This is a genomic window from Bacillus sp. FSL L8-0358, assembly GCF_038593095.1.
GTDB classification, from domain to species: domain Bacteria; phylum Bacillota; class Bacilli; order Bacillales; family Bacillaceae; genus Bacillus; species Bacillus subtilis.
In genome coordinates this window covers 1,662,838-1,678,235 of the sequence record NZ_CP151962.1, presented here as the reverse complement: position 1 = coordinate 1,678,235, position 15,398 = coordinate 1,662,838, and the positions used below count along the sequence as shown (strand labels likewise).

Genomic DNA, 15,398 nt, shown 5'->3' with positions numbered 1-15,398 from the left:
GTATCACAAATCGCGCTCAGGTTGCAATCAATACCTATATTGTTTTCGAAATTGTTTGAATTGTTTCAATCGCACGGTTCGCGTATTGTTCATTTCGTTCTTTTTTATTTTTAATTTTAACTGGCAATTCTTTTAAAAGCCCAAAGTTTGCATTCATCGGCTGGAAGTTCTTCTGGTTTGTTGTTGTAATATAATGTGCCATACTGCCAATTGCTGTTTCCTGAGGGAAAATAACAAGCTCTTCTCCCAATACAAGCTTCGCCGCATTAATGCCTGCTACAAGTCCTGAGGCAGCTGATTCCACATATCCTTCTACTCCCGTCATTTGGCCTGCAAAGAACAGGTCACTGCGGTTTTTAAATTGATAAGTCGGCTTTAACAGGCTTGGAGAGTTAATAAATGTGTTTCTGTGCATCACGCCATATCTGACGATTTCTACATTTTCAAGTCCTGGAATCAACTTGAGAACTTCCTTTTGGTCTCCCCATTTTAAATGAGTCTGGAATCCTACAATATTATAAAGTGTTCCCGCAGCATCATCCTGTCTGAGCTGAACGACGGCATAAGGGCGTTTTCCTGTAACAGGATGCTCTAGACCAACCGGTTTCATCGGACCGAAAAGCATTGTTTTCTTACCCCGTTTTGCCATGACTTCAATCGGCATGCAGCCTTCAAAGAAAATCTCTTTTTCAAATTCTTTTAACGGCACTGTTTCTGCTGATGTTAATGCTTCATGAAAACGGTCAAACTCTTCTTCTGTCATCGGGCAGTTCAAATATGCTGCTTCACCTTTATCATAACGGGATTTCAGGTACACTTTATCCATATCAAGGCTGTCTTTTTCTACAATTGGCGCCGCTGCGTCATAAAAATATAAATAGTCCTCTCCAGTCAGCTCCTTCAGCTGGGCGGACAGCGATTCAGATGTTAACGGACCCGTTGCGATGATAGTAGGGCCTTCAGGAATTTCAGTCACTTCTTCATTAATAACGGTTACGTTTGGATGATTTTTCACCCGATTTGTCACACTTGCGGCAAATTCATGACGGTCTACTGCAAGAGCGCCCCCGGCAGGCACCGAACATTCGTCAGCCGCAGCGATAATGGCTGAATCAAGCGCACGCATTTCCTCCTTTAATACACCGACAGCGTTAGCAAGTGTATTAGAGCGAAGAGAATTGCTGCAGACAAGCTCTGCAAATTTATCTGTATGGTGCGCAGGCGTTTGTTTAACTGGCCGCATTTCATACAATTTGACTTGAATCCCCCGTTTGGCAAGCTGCCATGCCGCTTCACTTCCTGCGAGTCCGGCTCCGATTACATTCACTGTTTGTTGGTTCATCTTTCACATCTCCTAGTTTATTATTCAAGGCCTTCTTTTAACACACAAAGAAGGTGAGCAAGACCCTGCTCACCGCTACTTCTGTGGTTCTTCCTTATAATCGCATTCCACGCATTGGACTTGTATGCCTTTTTTGAGTTTTTTCTCGACGAGCATTTTTCCGCATTTAGGGCATTTTCGTTCAATTGGTTTGTCCCATGATACGAATTCACAGTCCGGATAACGGTCACAGCCGTAAAACACCCGTTTCTTTTTCGATTTTCGCTCAACAATGTTTCCTTCTCCGCAGCTCGGGCACTTCACACCGATTTGTTTCACAATCGGTTTTGTGTTCCGGCAGTCAGGGAAGTTGGAGCAAGCTAAGAATTTACCGTACCGTCCCATTTTATATACCATTGGAGAACTGCACAATTCACAATCCTCTCCAGCATACTCTGGTTCAATCTCAACTTCCTTCATTTCCGATTCGGCTTTTTTGACCCGTTTTTCAAAATCGGTGTAGAAATTATCGATAATCTTGACCCATTCGGTATTTCCTTCTTCAACATGATCAAGATCTCTCTCCATTTTAGCTGTAAACTCAACGTTAATGATCTCAGGGAAAAACTCCATGATCAAGTCAAGAACGATCTGACCTAATTCGGTCGGAACGAAACGTTTATTATCCAATGCCACGTAGCCGCGCCGCTGAATAGTATCAAGTGTCGGAGCATATGTGGATGGACGGCCGATACCGCGTTCTTCAAGGGTTTTAACGAGCCGGGCCTCAGTATATCGCGGAGGCGGCTGGGTAAAATGCTGCTCAGGTTCTATATCTTTTGATAATACCGTGTCGCCTTCTTGTAAGTCAGGCAGCATCCGGTCTTTTTCTTCCATTTGATCGTCTTTTCCTTCAACATACACCTTCATAAACCCGGAAAACTTGACTTTACTTCCATTTGCACGAAATGTCAAACCGTTGTTTGTCAGGTCGACACTCATTGTATCGAGAACAGCCGGTGCCATTTGGCTGGCAACAAAACGCTCCCAAATTAATTTATACAGTCTCATTTGGTCTCTGCCGAGGACTGCTTTTAATTCACTTGGTTTTCTAAGAACTGATGTCGGCCGAATTGCTTCGTGGGCATCCTGGGCATTTTCATTCTTTTTCGCAGGCTTCCGTTTTCCGCCTAGGAACTCTTTTCCATAAGTCTGATCAATAAATGCAGCTGCTTCATCAACAGCCGTATTTGAAATACGGGTTGAATCCGTTCTCATATACGTGATCAGACCAACCGTTCCTTCTCTTCCTAAATCAATTCCTTCATATAATTGCTGTGCAATCATCATCGTTTTCTTCGCTCTGAAATTGAGCTTGCGAGCCGCTTCCTGCTGCAGGGTAGAAGTGGTAAAAGGCAAAGCAGGATTACGTTTGCGTTCCTTTTTGGTTACTTTTTCAACTGTATATTGATTCCCTTTGAGCTGAGAAAGAATCTCTTTTACATCGGCTTCACTATTTAAAGGAAGTTTTTTGCCGTTTTTCCCGAAAAAGCTCGCTTCAAAGGTTTCTTGACCTTTTAAGAACGTACCGTCAATTGTCCAATATTCCTCAGGCTTAAAGTCGTTAATCTCTTTTTCACGGTCAATAATCAAACGGAGGGCAACGGATTGCACGCGTCCTGCGCTAAGCCCTTTTTTGACTTTTTTCCATAAGATTGGACTGATTTTATATCCGACAAGTCTGTCTAAAATACGTCTCGCTTGCTGTGCATCCACTAAATCCATATTGATCATGCGGGGATGCTTAAACGATTCCTTAATAGCGTCTTTTGTAATTTCGTTAAACACCACACGGCAGTCTGAGTTGAGATCTAAATCAAGACTGTGTGCCAAATGCCATGCAATCGCTTCCCCTTCTCTGTCGGGGTCGGCTGCGAGATACACTTTTTTGGCTTTTTTCGCAGCCGTTTTCAGCTCTTTTAATACCGGGCCTTTACCTCGAATGGTAATATATTTCGGTTCAAAATTCTGTTCTATGTCAACTCCCATTTGACTTTTTGGAAGATCCCGGACATGTCCCATTGATGCTTTTACTTTATATTTTTTACCTAAGTAACGTTCAATCGTTTTCGCCTTAGCGGGCGATTCCACGATGACTAGATAATCAGACATTTTCATCCCCCTCAAGAGGTGTTCTCTCTCTTTTCAAGATATTTCAATTTTATTTTTGCAGCTGTCTTTATTTGGCTTTCAACATTTCATTCTTTATCATGAACGTCATTAATTAAATAGAAAACAATATGCAACTTTAAATCCTCACTATTATTAAATATTACAATACCGTTTGTCAAACGATAATTCAAAAGGGTTCCGTATATTGAACGTTTCTCTCAGGAAGTTCCTCGAAAATATCCTCTGCTGACCATATGGCTTTAGCCCCCTGCTGGATCAGTTTTATAGGCCCTCCGGCGTAAGGGTCAAATAATGAACCGGGTACGGCAAATACCTCTCTCCCTTGTTCCAATGCTTGATAGGCAGTAATCAGCGAACCGCTTTTTTCTTTGCCCTGAACGACAATAACGCCTTCACTTATTCCGCTGATAATACGGTTTCTCATAGGGAAATGCCATTTTTGGGGTTTAGTTTCAGGTGGGTGCTCTGACAGCAGGATATGGTGTTTAGCCATGTGATCTGCTAACTGAAGGTTTTCTCGGGGATAAATGTGTTGAAATCCGCCTGCAATGACGCCAATTGTCCGCCCCTTCGCCTTAATACTTGCAGCATGGGACATTCCGTCTATCCCAGACGCCAGTCCGCTGACAATCACCCAACCTTTACGACAGATCTCTTTTGTAAGATGATTGACAACTTGTTTCCCATAAGCTGTTGGATTTCTTGTCCCTACAATTCCAATTTTTCTCCCTTTCGAAAGAAGAGTCATATCACCTTTTGCAAACAGTACGGCGGGGGGATCATAAATGCTTTTAAGCCAGAAAGGATATTGCTTTGAAGAAATAGGGATGGTGTTAATGCCTTGCTCACGATAAGCAGTAAGTACACGCTGGAGCTTTGGATAAAGTTGTTCTATTTCGTTTTTTAATGCAGCTGCTTTTATTTGATCACGAGTAACCGTTTGTAACACGGGTGATGTCAGCGACATAGACGGATCGGCTTTCCACCATTTTAATAGAAGGGATGGGGATAATAATTGATTGATTCTGCAAATCGTTAAGCAGGCAGCGGCCTGATCCAATAGATTGACCTCCTTTTGTTAGAAAAAGCAGGAACAGCCTTGACGGCTGTCCCTTTTTTATTAATGCGTTTTACAAGTTTCGAACAAGTTCTTCTCTTTCAGCACCTTAATTAAGGTTTCACCCATGACAGAAGGTGTCTCTGCAACTTCGATTCCGCATGCATTAAGGGTTTTGATTTTTTCATCAGCTGTCCCTTTTCCACCGGAAATAATGGCGCCTGCATGCCCCATGCGCTTCCCAGGAGGTGCTGTTTTACCGCCGATAAAACCGACTACCGGTTTTGTCATGTTGGCTTTTACCCACTCTGCCGCTTCCTCTTCGGCAGTACCGCCGATTTCGCCAATCATGATGACTGCGTGTGTGTCAGGATCTTCGTTAAACGCTTTTAAAACGTCAATAAAGTTTGTTCCATTTACAGGGTCGCCGCCGATTCCAACAGCTGTAGATTGCCCTACACCCGCTTCTGAGAGCTGGTGCACCGCTTCGTATGTTAATGTTCCTGAACGTGATACAACGCCTACATGACCCTTTTTATGGATGTATCCGGGCATAATGCCGATTTTACATTCTTCAGGCGTAATGACACCAGGACAGTTCGGCCCTATCAGTCTCGTTTTCTTGCCTTCCATGAAGCGTTTGACCTTCACCATATCCAAAACCGGGATATGTTCTGTGATACAAATCACGAGATCAAGCTCCGCATCTACCGCTTCCATAATCGCATCAGCTGCAAACGGTGCGGGCACATATATAACAGACGCGTTAGCGCCGGTCGTTTGAACTGATTCAGCCACTGTATTAAATACAGGAACACCTTCCACTTCTGTTCCGCCTTTTCCAGGTGTTACACCGCCAACGATATTTGTGCCGTATTCGAGCATCTGCTTCGTATGAAATAAAGCGGTAGAACCTGTAATCCCTTGCACAATAACTCTTGTATCTTTATTAATGAAAACACTCATTATTTGGTCCCCTGCCTTTCATTCTTTCTTAAACTAAGGATACGATTTTCTGCGCGCCGTCAGCCATTGATTCCGCAGATGTAATGTTTAATCCTGATTCACTAAGGATTTTCTTCCCTAGATCCACGTTTGTGCCTTCAAGACGGACGACAAGCGGCAATGTCAAACCAACTTGTCTAGTCGCTTCAACAACCCCTTCTGCGATGACATCACATTTCATAATGCCGCCGAAAATGTTGACAAAAATCCCTTTAACGTTTTGATCAGAAAGAATGATTTTAAATGCTTCCGTGACTTTTTCCGCGGTTGCACCGCCGCCCACATCAAGGAAGTTGGCCGGTTCTCCTCCATAATGCTTGATAATATCCATCGTGGACATTGCAAGTCCCGCGCCGTTTACCATACAGCCGATATTTCCATCAAGGGAAATGTAGCTTAGATCATATTTGGACGCTTCAATTTCTTTCGGATCTTCTTCATCCAAATCTCTGTATTCCATAATGTCCTTTTGTCGGTACAACGCATTGCTGTCAAAATTCAATTTTGCATCAAGCGCCATCACATTTCCGTCGCCGGTCACAACAAGCGGATTGATTTCGGCGATTGAGCAGTCTTTCTCAACAAACGCTTTATATAGTCCAAGCATAAATTTAGCAGCTTTTCCCACGAGCTCTTTTGGAATATTAATAGCGAATGCAATTTCTCTGGCTTGATAGCCTTGAAGGCCAACAGCCGGATCAATGACAGCTTTTTTGATTTTTTCCGGTGTTTTCTCCGCAACCTCTTCAATTTCCGTTCCGCCTTCTTCAGAAGCCATCAAAACGATTCTTGAAGTGGCGCGGTCAAGCACAAGACCCACGTAATATTCTTTTTTAATATCGCAGCCTTCTTCAATAAGTAAGCGTTTTATTACTTGTCCGTCCGGACCCGTCTGATGTGTAACTAGGGTCTTCCCTAATAGTTCTTCGGCATACGCTTTTACTTCATCTAATGATTTTGCTATTTTTACCCCACCAGCTTTGCCTCGACCGCCAGCATGAATTTGAGCCTTTACGACATAAACCGAGCTGGATAAGCTCTTTGCACTCTCAACTGCTTCTTCTGCTGTAAAAGCCACTTTACCTTCAGGAACAGATACCCCATATTTTCTGAGGACTTCTTTTCCCTGGTACTCATGGATATTCATTTCCCATCCTCCTAACTTATGTAACAAAACTAAAATAGACTGCGCTTTCATTCTATAATAATACTGGAAGAATTGTCTACAGTTCGATGCAAAATCTTTTAATCCTTCTAAACATTCAAACTTTTACTTTATTAAAAACATAAATTTCAAAGGAGGGTGGGGAATATTTTAGCTATTTTTTGTTTTTTACGCTTTCGTCCAATTTGTAAATGAATGAAAAAATCTCGGCTACCGTTTCATAAAGAGCTTCAGGAATTTGATCATCTACCGTCAAATGGCGCATTAATTCGACAAGGGTCCGATCTTCTTGAATCGGGACCCCGACTTTTTTCGCTTCTTTGATAATGTTGTCAGCTACATGGCCCTTCCCTGTGGCAATCACTCTCGGCGCCTTGTCTTTTTGTTCGTCATAATGGAGAGCAACAGCTTTTCTGATCGGTGTCTGCTCTTTCATATTTTCACATCCACTTCCTGATCACTGATACTTGTTATATATTGATCGATTGAAGCCTTTTCTTCGGTGTGAACCCTTTTTTTAGCGTTTACCCCTGAAAGGCTGTACCCCATTTCCTTTAGCCCCTGTTTAAGCGCGGGCACCATCGGATCGATCGCAGCCTGCAGCTCGAAATCAGTCTCTATTGTAATCGTCATGACTTTTTGCTGTACCAAGCAATCAACGACGGTTTCTTTTAGTGTATCAAGCTGCAGCAAAAACAAAAGGCGGCAATGGGAAGGATCAAGCTTTCCATCTGCTTCCTTCTTTCCTTTAAACAGAACAGTCATGTCCTGAACCCCTGACTTCGAAAACATCGGAAATGACATTACAATTTGGCTGTATGACGGATGGTCCTGCTGTATGAAAAGCTGGCCATTTAATTTATGAAAAAGCTGATCGGCTTCTTGTTTGACTGGTTCGGCTACCTCATGCGATGCTCTTAAAGCAGAAAGAGCCAGCTTGATGGATTGCATTTCGCCAGATGTGACTGCGCTTCCTTGTTCAAACGCTTTAATGAACGCAACCTCGTCCCTTGCGCCGATTGCCGTTTTCACTTTGGATAAGAAAGAAAGAACATCTGCCTTATCCGCCAAATGGGGTGCTGTCTGCTGAACAGCCTTTAAAAAGACTTCGGCTTCCTGGTCTGTGACTTGTGCCGCCTGTAAAACAGCTGAAGCTGCAAGTGACTTACTATCACCCGATGAAGCAGCCGCTTTAATCCAATTTGCTGCCTCTTTCACAATTTGGAGACTGTTTTTTTCAGCAGATTCCGTCAGCTTCACCAGCAGCTGGCGGGCTTCTTTAATTGGAATGTCTGCTGCTGTTTTAACAGGCTCTTCTTGTATGCTTCTCTGTTCTGCTGTGTGATTTGCAATCGGCAGGCTGGCTTTTCCGGGGGAGCCAGCTGGTGTGCTAAGCTCCCTGCTTCCAGCTGTATTCGCCGGAGAAGGTGCTTTCGTATTGTCGGTTAAAGAAATAAGCTTATCAATCAGCCGTTCTGCATGGACATCGATTTCACTATTTAAAAGCACCGTAACTGCTTCCTTTAGCTTTGATATCATTTGGCTCTGCTGAGGGTTTTGGTCGATTGCCCGAAGCAGCTGGGATACGTGTTGATGCAACGGAACAGGCGATTTCACAGCATGAACACCATTCAAAATCTCGGAGTGAATGGGAAGATCACGCTTTAAAGCGAAGAGAACCGTTTCAACTGCTTTTTTTGTGTCTTGCGAAGGCAGCGTGTCCATCCAGCGGACAGCTGTTTTGATATCATTTTCTGTTACGGGTGTTTTGCTTTTCAGCATCGCTCCTGTCATCATGAGAGCTGCGTTTGACGTCTTCACTGACATGGCATTTAAAAGTTTGCCAGCTGCATCCTGAATGGTTTTAGGATTTTGATCAAAGCTTTGAACGACCTGAAGACGGCCTGTTTGTTCTGCCGTTTTTTTTTCGTAGGAAAACCAATAGTATGCCTGAGGACGAAGCTGGGTTTCAAGTTTTCCCTGAACAGTTTGATTGCCGACTTGGATCAGGGCATGCTGATCTCCTAGTAAACGAAGCACTTTTCCTAAGAGGAGACGCTTCTCCCCGTTTAGCGCTTCGTTTACTTTTGATGTTTCCTGCGGGACGGCTGTACGCCCGAAAAGGTGCTGCAGCGCCTTTTGCACATCATTTCGTATGTTCATTTTAAAAAGGTGCCTCCTTGTCCATGGTGATTTATCTGAAAGATTGAACAGGAGCGAAAGTTTTGCGGTGCAATTCAGTTGGGCCGTATGCAGCAAGAGCTTCCAAATGTTCTTTTGTCCCATAGCCTTTATTTTTTTCAAAGCCGTACATGGGATACGTTTCGGCATAAGCGCTCATCATTCGGTCCCTCGTCACTTTTGCGATACACGCACCTGCCGCAATAGACACGCTTTTGGCATCTCCTTTTATAATTGACGCCTGAGCCGTGTCGAGCGGAAGTGTCATTGCGTCAACAAGCAAATAATCAGGTGTATCCGACAAATCCTGTATCGCTTTCACCATTGCCATTTTTGAAGCTTCATATATATTGATCTCATCAATCACAGTAGCTTCTACAATTCCTATCCCGACCGCCAGTGCTTCCTTCATAATAAGCTCGTAATATTCCTCGCGTTTTTTCTCTGAAAGCTTTTTGGAGTCTGTCAGCCCAAGTATTTCACATTCCTCTGGAAGGATGACTGCGCTGGCGACAACTGGTCCTGCCAATGGCCCCCGGCCGACCTCGTCAACACCTGCAATCAAGCGAAATCCTTTGTTTCTTGCCAGCCTTTCATAGGAAGTCATATTCACCCATTGTTCTTTCAGCGCTTTTTCTTTCGCTTGCTTTTTAAGCCATTGCTCTACAAGCGTTTGAACGCTTTTTCTCGGGTCGTTTTCGCATTGGGCAATAAATGGGTCTTGTGCATCCTTCACTTCCTGCAAACGGTCTTTAATGTCCTTTACGGTTAATGTATTCACTTTCTCTTCTCCCTTACTGTATGTATCGGTTCAGCCAAGAAAAAATAAAGACCCGCATTTCTGCGCGCCTTTACATCGTCGGCTGTTCAAATGACAGCCTGCCGAACTTTTCAGTGCGAATATCGCGAATGATGACTTCAGTCGTCTTATCGTAGTTAATGAGCCCACCGCTCATGAGACAGCCCCGCTTTTCACCTATTGCATCAAACAGCTCGGCAATGTCCTCTGGGATCTCCTCAAGGCCATAACGCTCTTTAAGCCGTTCTGGGTAATGTTCTTCGAGAAAACGAAGACCAAACACGGCCACGTCCTGCAAATTGATAATCGAGTCTTTAATAGCCCCGGTGACTGCCAGTCTCAAACCGACAAGCTCATCCTCAAATTTAGGCCACAAAATTCCCGGTGTATCTAATAGCTCTAATTCTTTCCCAACTTTGACCCACTGTTGAGAAGTCGTAATACCAGGTCTGTCTCCCGTTTTTGCTATGTTTTTCTTTGCAAGCCGGTTGATGAGCGTTGATTTTCCGACGTTTGGAATGCCGATAATCAAAGCGCGAATCGCTCTCGGCTTCACACCTTTCGCACGCATCCGGTCAAATTTTTCTTGGAGGATCTCTTTTGATGCAGGCACAATTTGATTTAACCCTTGTCCATTTACAGAATTAATAGACAGAGAGCGGATCCCCTGCTTCTCAAAGTGCTCTTTCCACTGCTGTGTAACTGCCGCATCTGCTTTGTCAGCCTTGTTTAACAGCATAATTCGCGGCTTGTTTTTTAGAATATCTTCAATCATTGGGTTTCTTGATGACATTGGAATTCTGGCATCTACCAATTCATATACGATATCGATTAATTTTAATTTTTCGGTTACTTCCCTTCTTGCTTTTGCCATATGGCCCGGGAACCATTGAATTGTCATGTGACACGAACACCGCCTTTATCTTCAGTATGCATGATTCATTGTTGTCCTTTATGTATTTTACGATGCCTGTCCGGCATTTTCAAATTCTGTATAAAAAAAGAGCTTGTTACAGGTAACAAGCTCTTTTCGTTCGTTATCATTATCGTCTGATCTCTTTAATACGAGCCGCTTTTCCGCGAAGTTCACGCAGGTAGTAAAGTTTAGCACGGCGTACTTTACCGTAACGTACAACTTCGATTTTCGCGATTTTTGGTGTGTGTACTGGGAAAGTACGTTCAACGCCAACACCGTAAGAAATCTTACGAACTGTGAACGTTTCGCTGATTCCACCACCACGACGCTTAATCACAACACCTTCAAAGATCTGGATACGCTCACGGTTACCCTCAACAACTTTAACGTGTACACGTAAAGTGTCACCAGGACGGAACGCAGGAAGATCAGTACGAAGCTGTTCTTTTGTGATATCTTCAATTAGTTTTTGCATCGTTTTCAACTCCTTCCAACAGATGCTCTTGGCCACAAAAACCGGCACAGCGGAACATCGTTTTCAAGCTTGCAGCGGATAAGCCCGCTTAAGCCACAAGTAGTATCTTATCACAATTTCATAGCCTATGCAATAAAATCTATTCTTTTTCCCATTCAGAAATCCACTTTCTTTGCTGCTCTGTAAGCGGGTAGTCTTTCAACAGATCCGGACGTCTTAGGTAGGTCCTTCTGATCGATTCTTTATTTCGCCATTCTTCAATTTTTGCATGGTTTCCTGACAAGAGTGTTTCAGGCACTTTTAAACCTTTGTAATCTGCCGGTCTTGTATAATGCGGGTGCTCTAAAAGTCCGGTGCTGAAGGAATCCTCAATATGGGAAGCCTCTTTACCCAGTACACCCGGAAGCAGTCTGACTACACTGTCTGCGATCATCATTGCAGGGAGCTCACCGCCCGTCAGAACAAAGTCGCCAATTGATATTTCATCCGTTACCAAGTGCTCGCGAATGCGTTCATCATAGCCTTCATAGTGGCCGCAAATGAACAGCAAATGTTCTTCCTTTGCTAATTGTTCGGCTTTTTTTTGAGTAAAGCGCTCACCTTGCGGGCATACGAGGATAATACGCGGAGCAGCGGCTGCCTTTGATGTCAGGTCCTCGACCGCGTCAAAAACAGGCTGAGGCTTGAGAACCATGCCTGCCCCGCCGCCATAAGGATAATCATCAACAGTATTGTGCTTGTTATCAGAGTACTCTCGGAAATTTACGACTTGAAACTGCACCGCATCTTTTTCCTGGGCTTTTTGAAGAATTGATGAGCCGAGCACGCCTTCAAACATTTCGGGAAACAGCGTCAAAAAGTCGATTTTCATTCGTCTATTAACCCTTCCATGAGTTCAATCTCAATTTTCTTTTCCCTGACATCGATATGTTTGACCACTGATTCAATGTAAGGAATGAGTGCGTCTTTTTTTCCTTTTCTTCCGATGACCCAAACATCATTGGCTCCAGGCGTCAAAATTTCTTTGACCTTTCCGATGAGTTCGCCTTCTTCAGTAAATACTTCACACCCAATAATTTCGTGGAAATAAAATTCACCCTCATTCAGCTCTCCTAATTCTTCTTCAGGAACTTTAATGATTGCGTTTTTCAGCTCTTCTACTTCATTTAGGTTTTGTCTTTCTTTAAACTGCAGGAGATGAAATTGCTTATGCAGTCTATGTGTGTTTACCGTTACCTCCACTGGTTCGTTACGGCCGTCCATAAACAAATACAGCGTGTTTCCCGGCTTGTATCGTTCTTCGGCAAAATCTGTTTTTGAAATCACCCGCACTTCGCCTTTGATTCCGTGGGTATTTACGATTTTGCCTACATTAAACCATCGCTTTGTCATATGATCACCTCTGGCGAATTTCAATTACTTTTCCGTCTTTTATGACGATGGTGTTCGCTGCTGTTTTCTCATGCCAGTCATCCCCGGCTTCAATCGTCAGCAGCGCATCGACTTCCTTTTCTTTCAACTCACTGCCAAGCGGCAATGTATGTACTTGAGCAATTTGAAAATCAATGATTTTTATATCATCTTTTCGCTTTCCTATTGCCTTTTTAAATTGTTCAATCATATCAGGGTTTTGCTGTTCTTTCTCATGTTTTCTAAGCTGAAAATAGAGCTGGCTGCATTCTCGTTCAAGCATTTGTTTCTTCTCGGCAAAAGAAGCTAAAAGCTTTTCTTTACTGCGCTCGGTTAAGACTTGCATAACGGCTACACGGTGAATAATTTGCATCGCACCAAGCTCCCCGCTTTTAAAACTTTTACTCGCCCAGGCTTTTCTAGTTTGCCTAAGCTTCTATCAGTTTACCCTTTTTTTGCGTGTAAAAAAAGGGGAGGTGCCGGCCCTCTCCCTTTTAGTCAAATATTTCAAATTGAACTTTCTTAGAAGACTGTGCGCCAGCTGCAAATACAGCTGTTCGAATCGCTTTTGCAGTCCGGCCTTGCTTTCCGATAACTTTACCGGTATCTGACTTATGGACAGATAAGCGCAGCGCAATCTTTTGATCGGTTTCTTCTCTTATGACGCGAATGTCATCTGGATGATCAACAAGCGGCGTCACAATGTGGACAATCAAATCTTCCAAGTGTTGATCAGTCATTACTTGCCTTGTTTAGCGTTGTGGAATTTTTCCATGATTCCTTGACTAGAGAACAAGTTGCGAACTGTATCAGATGGTTTCGCTCCAGTTTGAAGCCATTTAAGAGCAAGCTCTTCGTCAATTTTTACTTCCGCTGGTTTTGCAACCGGGTTGTAAGTTCCGACTGTTTCGATGAAACGGCCGTCACGTGGTGAACGAGAATCTGCTACAACAATACGATAGAAAGGAGATTTTTTTGCTCCCATACGTTTTAAACGAATTTTTACTGCCATTTTACTAGCACCTCCGAAAATATTTCAACAAGATAGTATATTAACAATGATAAAAGTGTTTGTAAAGTGTTTTTTCTTAACAACGGTTTTATCATGTATAACCGATTACATAAAAGGTAGCTTAAACCCTTTTTTCTTGCCTTTTGACATGTTTGTCATCTGCTTCATCATTTTTTTCATTTCATCAAACTGCTTAAGCAGACGGTTGACTTCCTGTACGGATGTCCCGCTTCCTTTTGCAATCCGCTTCCGCCGGCTGGCATTGATAATATCCGGCTGTTCTTTTTCAAGAACAGTCATTGATTTGATGATTGCTTCCACATGATTCAGCTGTTTTTCATCAACTTGGATGTTTTTCAGGCCTTTCATTTTACCTGCACCCGGCATCATTTGCAGAAGCTCATCAAGCGGCCCCATGTTTCTGACTTGCCCGAGCTGCTCCAGAAAATCGTCCAATGTGAAGCTCATCGTTCTCATTTTTTGTTCCAGCTCTTTGGCTTTGTCTTCATCAACGCTGGCCTGTGCTTTTTCAATCAATGTCAGCACGTCGCCCATGCCGAGAATCCTTGATGCCATGCGTTCAGGATGGAACGGCTCTAACGCATCAAGCTTTTCGCCCAAACCTGCGAACTTAATTGGCGTGTTTGTGACAGCGCGAATAGAAAGCGCAGCCCCGCCGCGTGTGTCTCCATCCAGCTTAGTTAACACAACACCGGTTAAACCGAGCTGTTCATTAAAGCTTTTGGCAACATTCACAGCGTCCTGACCGGTCATTGAATCGACAACCAGGAAAATTTCTTCCGGATTCGCGATTTCTTTGACGTTGGTCAGTTCATCCATCAGTTCATGGTCGATATGCAAGCGGCCTGCCGTATCCAAAATGACATAGTCATAATGTTCTTCCTTGGCTTTCTCAATAGCCTGTTTAGCTATTTCTACAGGACTGACCTGATCGCCAAGAGAGAAAACAGGCATATCAAGCTGTTTGCCGAGTGTTTCCAGCTGCTTAATTGCGGCTGGGCGGTAAATATCGGCAGCAACCAGCATCGGTTTGCGATTATGCTTTTTGCGCAGCAGATTCGCAAGCTTACCGCTTGTTGTCGTTTTACCGGCACCTTGGAGACCGACCATCATAATAACAGTCGGCGGCCTTTTTGCGACGGCGATTTTGCTCTCTTCGCCGCCCATCAGCTCAGTCAGTTCCTCTTTAACAACTTTAATGACCTGCTGGCCGGGCGTCAGACTTTTCATGACGTCTTGGCCTACAGCGCGTTCACTTACTTTTTTGACAAAATCTTTGACTACTTTAAAGTTAACGTCAGCCTCAAGCAGCGCAAGACGAACCTCACGCATCATATCTTTTACATCTTGTTCGCTGACTTTCCCTTTTCCGCGGATTTTAGAAATCGTCTGCTGCAGTCGGTCGGCTAATCCTTCAAATGCCATAGTTTGCCGCCTCCTAATCTAATTTCTCAAGCGCTTCAATCAGAGCTGTAATTTCTTCCTCTTCTTTTGAACCGGAAGCAAGCTCCTTCAGCTTATTAAACATCTCTTTACGCTCCTGAAACTTTTTCAAAAGGAGCAGCTTTTCTTCATATTGTTCAAGCATCGCTTCTGTTCGTTTGATGTTATCATAAACAGCTTGTCTTGAAACCTCATATTCTTCGGCTATTTCGCCTAGGGAGAAATCGTCCAAATAATAAAGCGACATATAGCTCTTCTGTTTTGACGTCAACAACGACTGATAAAAATCAAACAGATAATTCATTCTCGTTGTCTTTTCGAGTGACATTTGAGCTCTCCCCTTTGTTAAGTCAAATCCCTTTACGATAACTTAGTTTACACGGTTTTATTGACACTGTCA

At 43.5% G+C, this 15,398-nt stretch carries 17 protein-coding genes; all 17 read right to left on the bottom strand.

Annotated elements, in window-relative coordinates:
* Positions 1-34: 34 nt before the first annotated feature.
* The 17 genes from trmFO to NYE49_RS08665 all read right to left on the bottom strand — a co-directional run bounded on the left by trmFO (position 35) and on the right by NYE49_RS08665 (position 15,326).
* Complete coding sequence (gene trmFO, locus NYE49_RS08745; RefSeq protein WP_003244725.1) at positions 35-1,342, bottom strand: FADH(2)-oxidizing methylenetetrahydrofolate--tRNA-(uracil(54)-C(5))-methyltransferase TrmFO; 1,308 nt, start codon at positions 1,340-1,342, stop codon at positions 35-37.
* Between the two features lie 75 nt (positions 1,343-1,417).
* Positions 1,418-3,493, bottom strand: coding sequence for a type I DNA topoisomerase (gene topA / locus NYE49_RS08740; RefSeq protein WP_003245599.1), 2,076 nt, complete (start codon positions 3,491-3,493; stop codon positions 1,418-1,420).
* A 187-nt stretch (positions 3,494-3,680) separates the two neighbouring features.
* The gene (dprA, locus tag NYE49_RS08735; RefSeq protein ID WP_047182610.1) at positions 3,681-4,574 is read right to left on the bottom strand and encodes a DNA-processing protein DprA; all 894 of its coding nucleotides are present in this window, start codon (positions 4,572-4,574) and stop codon (positions 3,681-3,683) included.
* A 60-nt stretch (positions 4,575-4,634) separates the two neighbouring features.
* A complete protein-coding gene (sucD, locus tag NYE49_RS08730; RefSeq protein ID WP_047182609.1) occupies positions 4,635-5,537 on the bottom strand; it encodes a succinate--CoA ligase subunit alpha in 903 nt (300 codons plus the stop codon).
* A 28-nt stretch (positions 5,538-5,565) separates the two neighbouring features.
* On the bottom strand, positions 5,566-6,723 hold the full coding sequence (gene sucC / locus NYE49_RS08725; protein ID WP_014663957.1) for an ADP-forming succinate--CoA ligase subunit beta: 1,158 nt from the start codon (positions 6,721-6,723) through the stop codon (positions 5,566-5,568).
* A 172-nt stretch (positions 6,724-6,895) separates the two neighbouring features.
* On the bottom strand, positions 6,896-7,177 hold the full coding sequence (locus tag NYE49_RS08720; RefSeq protein WP_047182608.1) for a FlhB-like flagellar biosynthesis protein: 282 nt from the start codon (positions 7,175-7,177) through the stop codon (positions 6,896-6,898).
* Positions 7,174-8,904, bottom strand: a complete 1,731-nt coding sequence (locus NYE49_RS08715) for a hypothetical protein (RefSeq protein WP_047182607.1) — start codon at positions 8,902-8,904, stop codon at positions 7,174-7,176. The genes NYE49_RS08720 and NYE49_RS08715 overlap by 4 nt, the downstream gene beginning before the upstream one ends.
* Before the next feature lie 31 nt (positions 8,905-8,935).
* Positions 8,936-9,703, bottom strand: coding sequence for a ribonuclease HII (gene rnhB / locus NYE49_RS08710; protein ID WP_003245658.1), 768 nt, complete (start codon positions 9,701-9,703; stop codon positions 8,936-8,938).
* A gap of 70 nt (positions 9,704-9,773) precedes the next feature.
* Entirely contained in the window at positions 9,774-10,622 is an 849-nt protein-coding gene (ylqF, locus tag NYE49_RS08705) for a ribosome biogenesis GTPase YlqF (protein WP_021479300.1), read from the bottom strand.
* 142 nt (positions 10,623-10,764) lie between these two features.
* Positions 10,765-11,112, bottom strand: coding sequence for a 50S ribosomal protein L19 (rplS, locus tag NYE49_RS08700; protein WP_003220825.1), 348 nt, complete (start codon positions 11,110-11,112; stop codon positions 10,765-10,767).
* A 139-nt stretch (positions 11,113-11,251) separates the two neighbouring features.
* Positions 11,252-11,983, bottom strand: a complete 732-nt coding sequence (gene trmD, locus NYE49_RS08695; protein ID WP_003232011.1) for a tRNA (guanosine(37)-N1)-methyltransferase TrmD — start codon at positions 11,981-11,983, stop codon at positions 11,252-11,254.
* Positions 11,980-12,504, bottom strand: coding sequence for a ribosome maturation factor RimM (gene rimM, locus NYE49_RS08690; protein WP_003232013.1), 525 nt, complete (start codon positions 12,502-12,504; stop codon positions 11,980-11,982). Before rimM ends, trmD begins: the two co-directional genes overlap by 4 nt.
* Positions 12,505-12,508: 4 nt before the next feature.
* Positions 12,509-12,895, bottom strand: a complete 387-nt coding sequence (locus NYE49_RS08685; RefSeq protein WP_015383649.1) for a YlqD family protein — start codon at positions 12,893-12,895, stop codon at positions 12,509-12,511.
* A 121-nt stretch (positions 12,896-13,016) separates the two neighbouring features.
* Positions 13,017-13,262 carry a KH domain-containing protein gene (locus tag NYE49_RS08680; protein ID WP_014476792.1) on the bottom strand — a complete coding sequence of 82 codons (246 nt, stop codon included), beginning with the start codon at positions 13,260-13,262 and terminating at the stop codon, positions 13,017-13,019.
* On the bottom strand, positions 13,262-13,534 hold the full coding sequence (rpsP, locus tag NYE49_RS08675; protein WP_003220815.1) for a 30S ribosomal protein S16: 273 nt from the start codon (positions 13,532-13,534) through the stop codon (positions 13,262-13,264). Before rpsP ends, NYE49_RS08680 begins: the two co-directional genes overlap by 1 nt.
* 105 nt (positions 13,535-13,639) lie before the next feature.
* On the bottom strand, positions 13,640-14,980 hold the full coding sequence (gene ffh / locus NYE49_RS08670) for a signal recognition particle protein (RefSeq protein ID WP_014113771.1): 1,341 nt from the start codon (positions 14,978-14,980) through the stop codon (positions 13,640-13,642).
* A 13-nt stretch (positions 14,981-14,993) separates the two neighbouring features.
* On the bottom strand, positions 14,994-15,326 hold the full coding sequence (locus NYE49_RS08665; RefSeq protein WP_003238590.1) for a putative DNA-binding protein: 333 nt from the start codon (positions 15,324-15,326) through the stop codon (positions 14,994-14,996).
* Positions 15,327-15,398: the final 72 nt, after the last annotated feature.

Coding starts and splice junctions, on each gene's coding strand:
- trmFO (WP_003244725.1), bottom strand. CDS start 1,342: ATGAACCAACAAACAGTGAATGTAATCGGAGCCGGACTCGCAGGAAGT.
- topA (WP_003245599.1), bottom strand. CDS start 3,493: ATGTCTGATTATCTAGTCATCGTGGAATCGCCCGCTAAGGCGAAAACG.
- sucD (WP_047182609.1), bottom strand. CDS start 5,537: ATGAGTGTTTTCATTAATAAAGATACAAGAGTTATTGTGCAAGGGATT.
- sucC (WP_014663957.1), bottom strand. CDS start 6,723: ATGAATATCCATGAGTACCAGGGAAAAGAAGTCCTCAGAAAATATGGG.
- NYE49_RS08720 (WP_047182608.1), bottom strand. CDS start 7,177: ATGAAAGAGCAGACACCGATCAGAAAAGCTGTTGCTCTCCATTATGAC.
- NYE49_RS08715 (WP_047182607.1), bottom strand. CDS start 8,904: ATGAACATACGAAATGATGTGCAAAAGGCGCTGCAGCACCTTTTCGGG.
- ylqF (WP_021479300.1), bottom strand. CDS start 10,622: ATGACAATTCAATGGTTCCCGGGCCATATGGCAAAAGCAAGAAGGGAA.
- rplS (WP_003220825.1), bottom strand. CDS start 11,112: ATGCAAAAACTAATTGAAGATATCACAAAAGAACAGCTTCGTACTGAT.
- trmD (WP_003232011.1), bottom strand. CDS start 11,983: ATGAAAATCGACTTTTTGACGCTGTTTCCCGAAATGTTTGAAGGCGTG.
- rimM (WP_003232013.1), bottom strand. CDS start 12,504: ATGACAAAGCGATGGTTTAATGTAGGCAAAATCGTAAATACCCACGGA.
- NYE49_RS08685 (WP_015383649.1), bottom strand. CDS start 12,895: ATGCAAATTATTCACCGTGTAGCCGTTATGCAAGTCTTAACCGAGCGC.
- NYE49_RS08680 (WP_014476792.1), bottom strand. CDS start 13,262: ATGACTGATCAACACTTGGAAGATTTGATTGTCCACATTGTGACGCCG.
- rpsP (WP_003220815.1), bottom strand. CDS start 13,534: ATGGCAGTAAAAATTCGTTTAAAACGTATGGGAGCAAAAAAATCTCCT.
- ffh (WP_014113771.1), bottom strand. CDS start 14,980: ATGGCATTTGAAGGATTAGCCGACCGACTGCAGCAGACGATTTCTAAA.
- NYE49_RS08665 (WP_003238590.1), bottom strand. CDS start 15,326: ATGTCACTCGAAAAGACAACGAGAATGAATTATCTGTTTGATTTTTAT.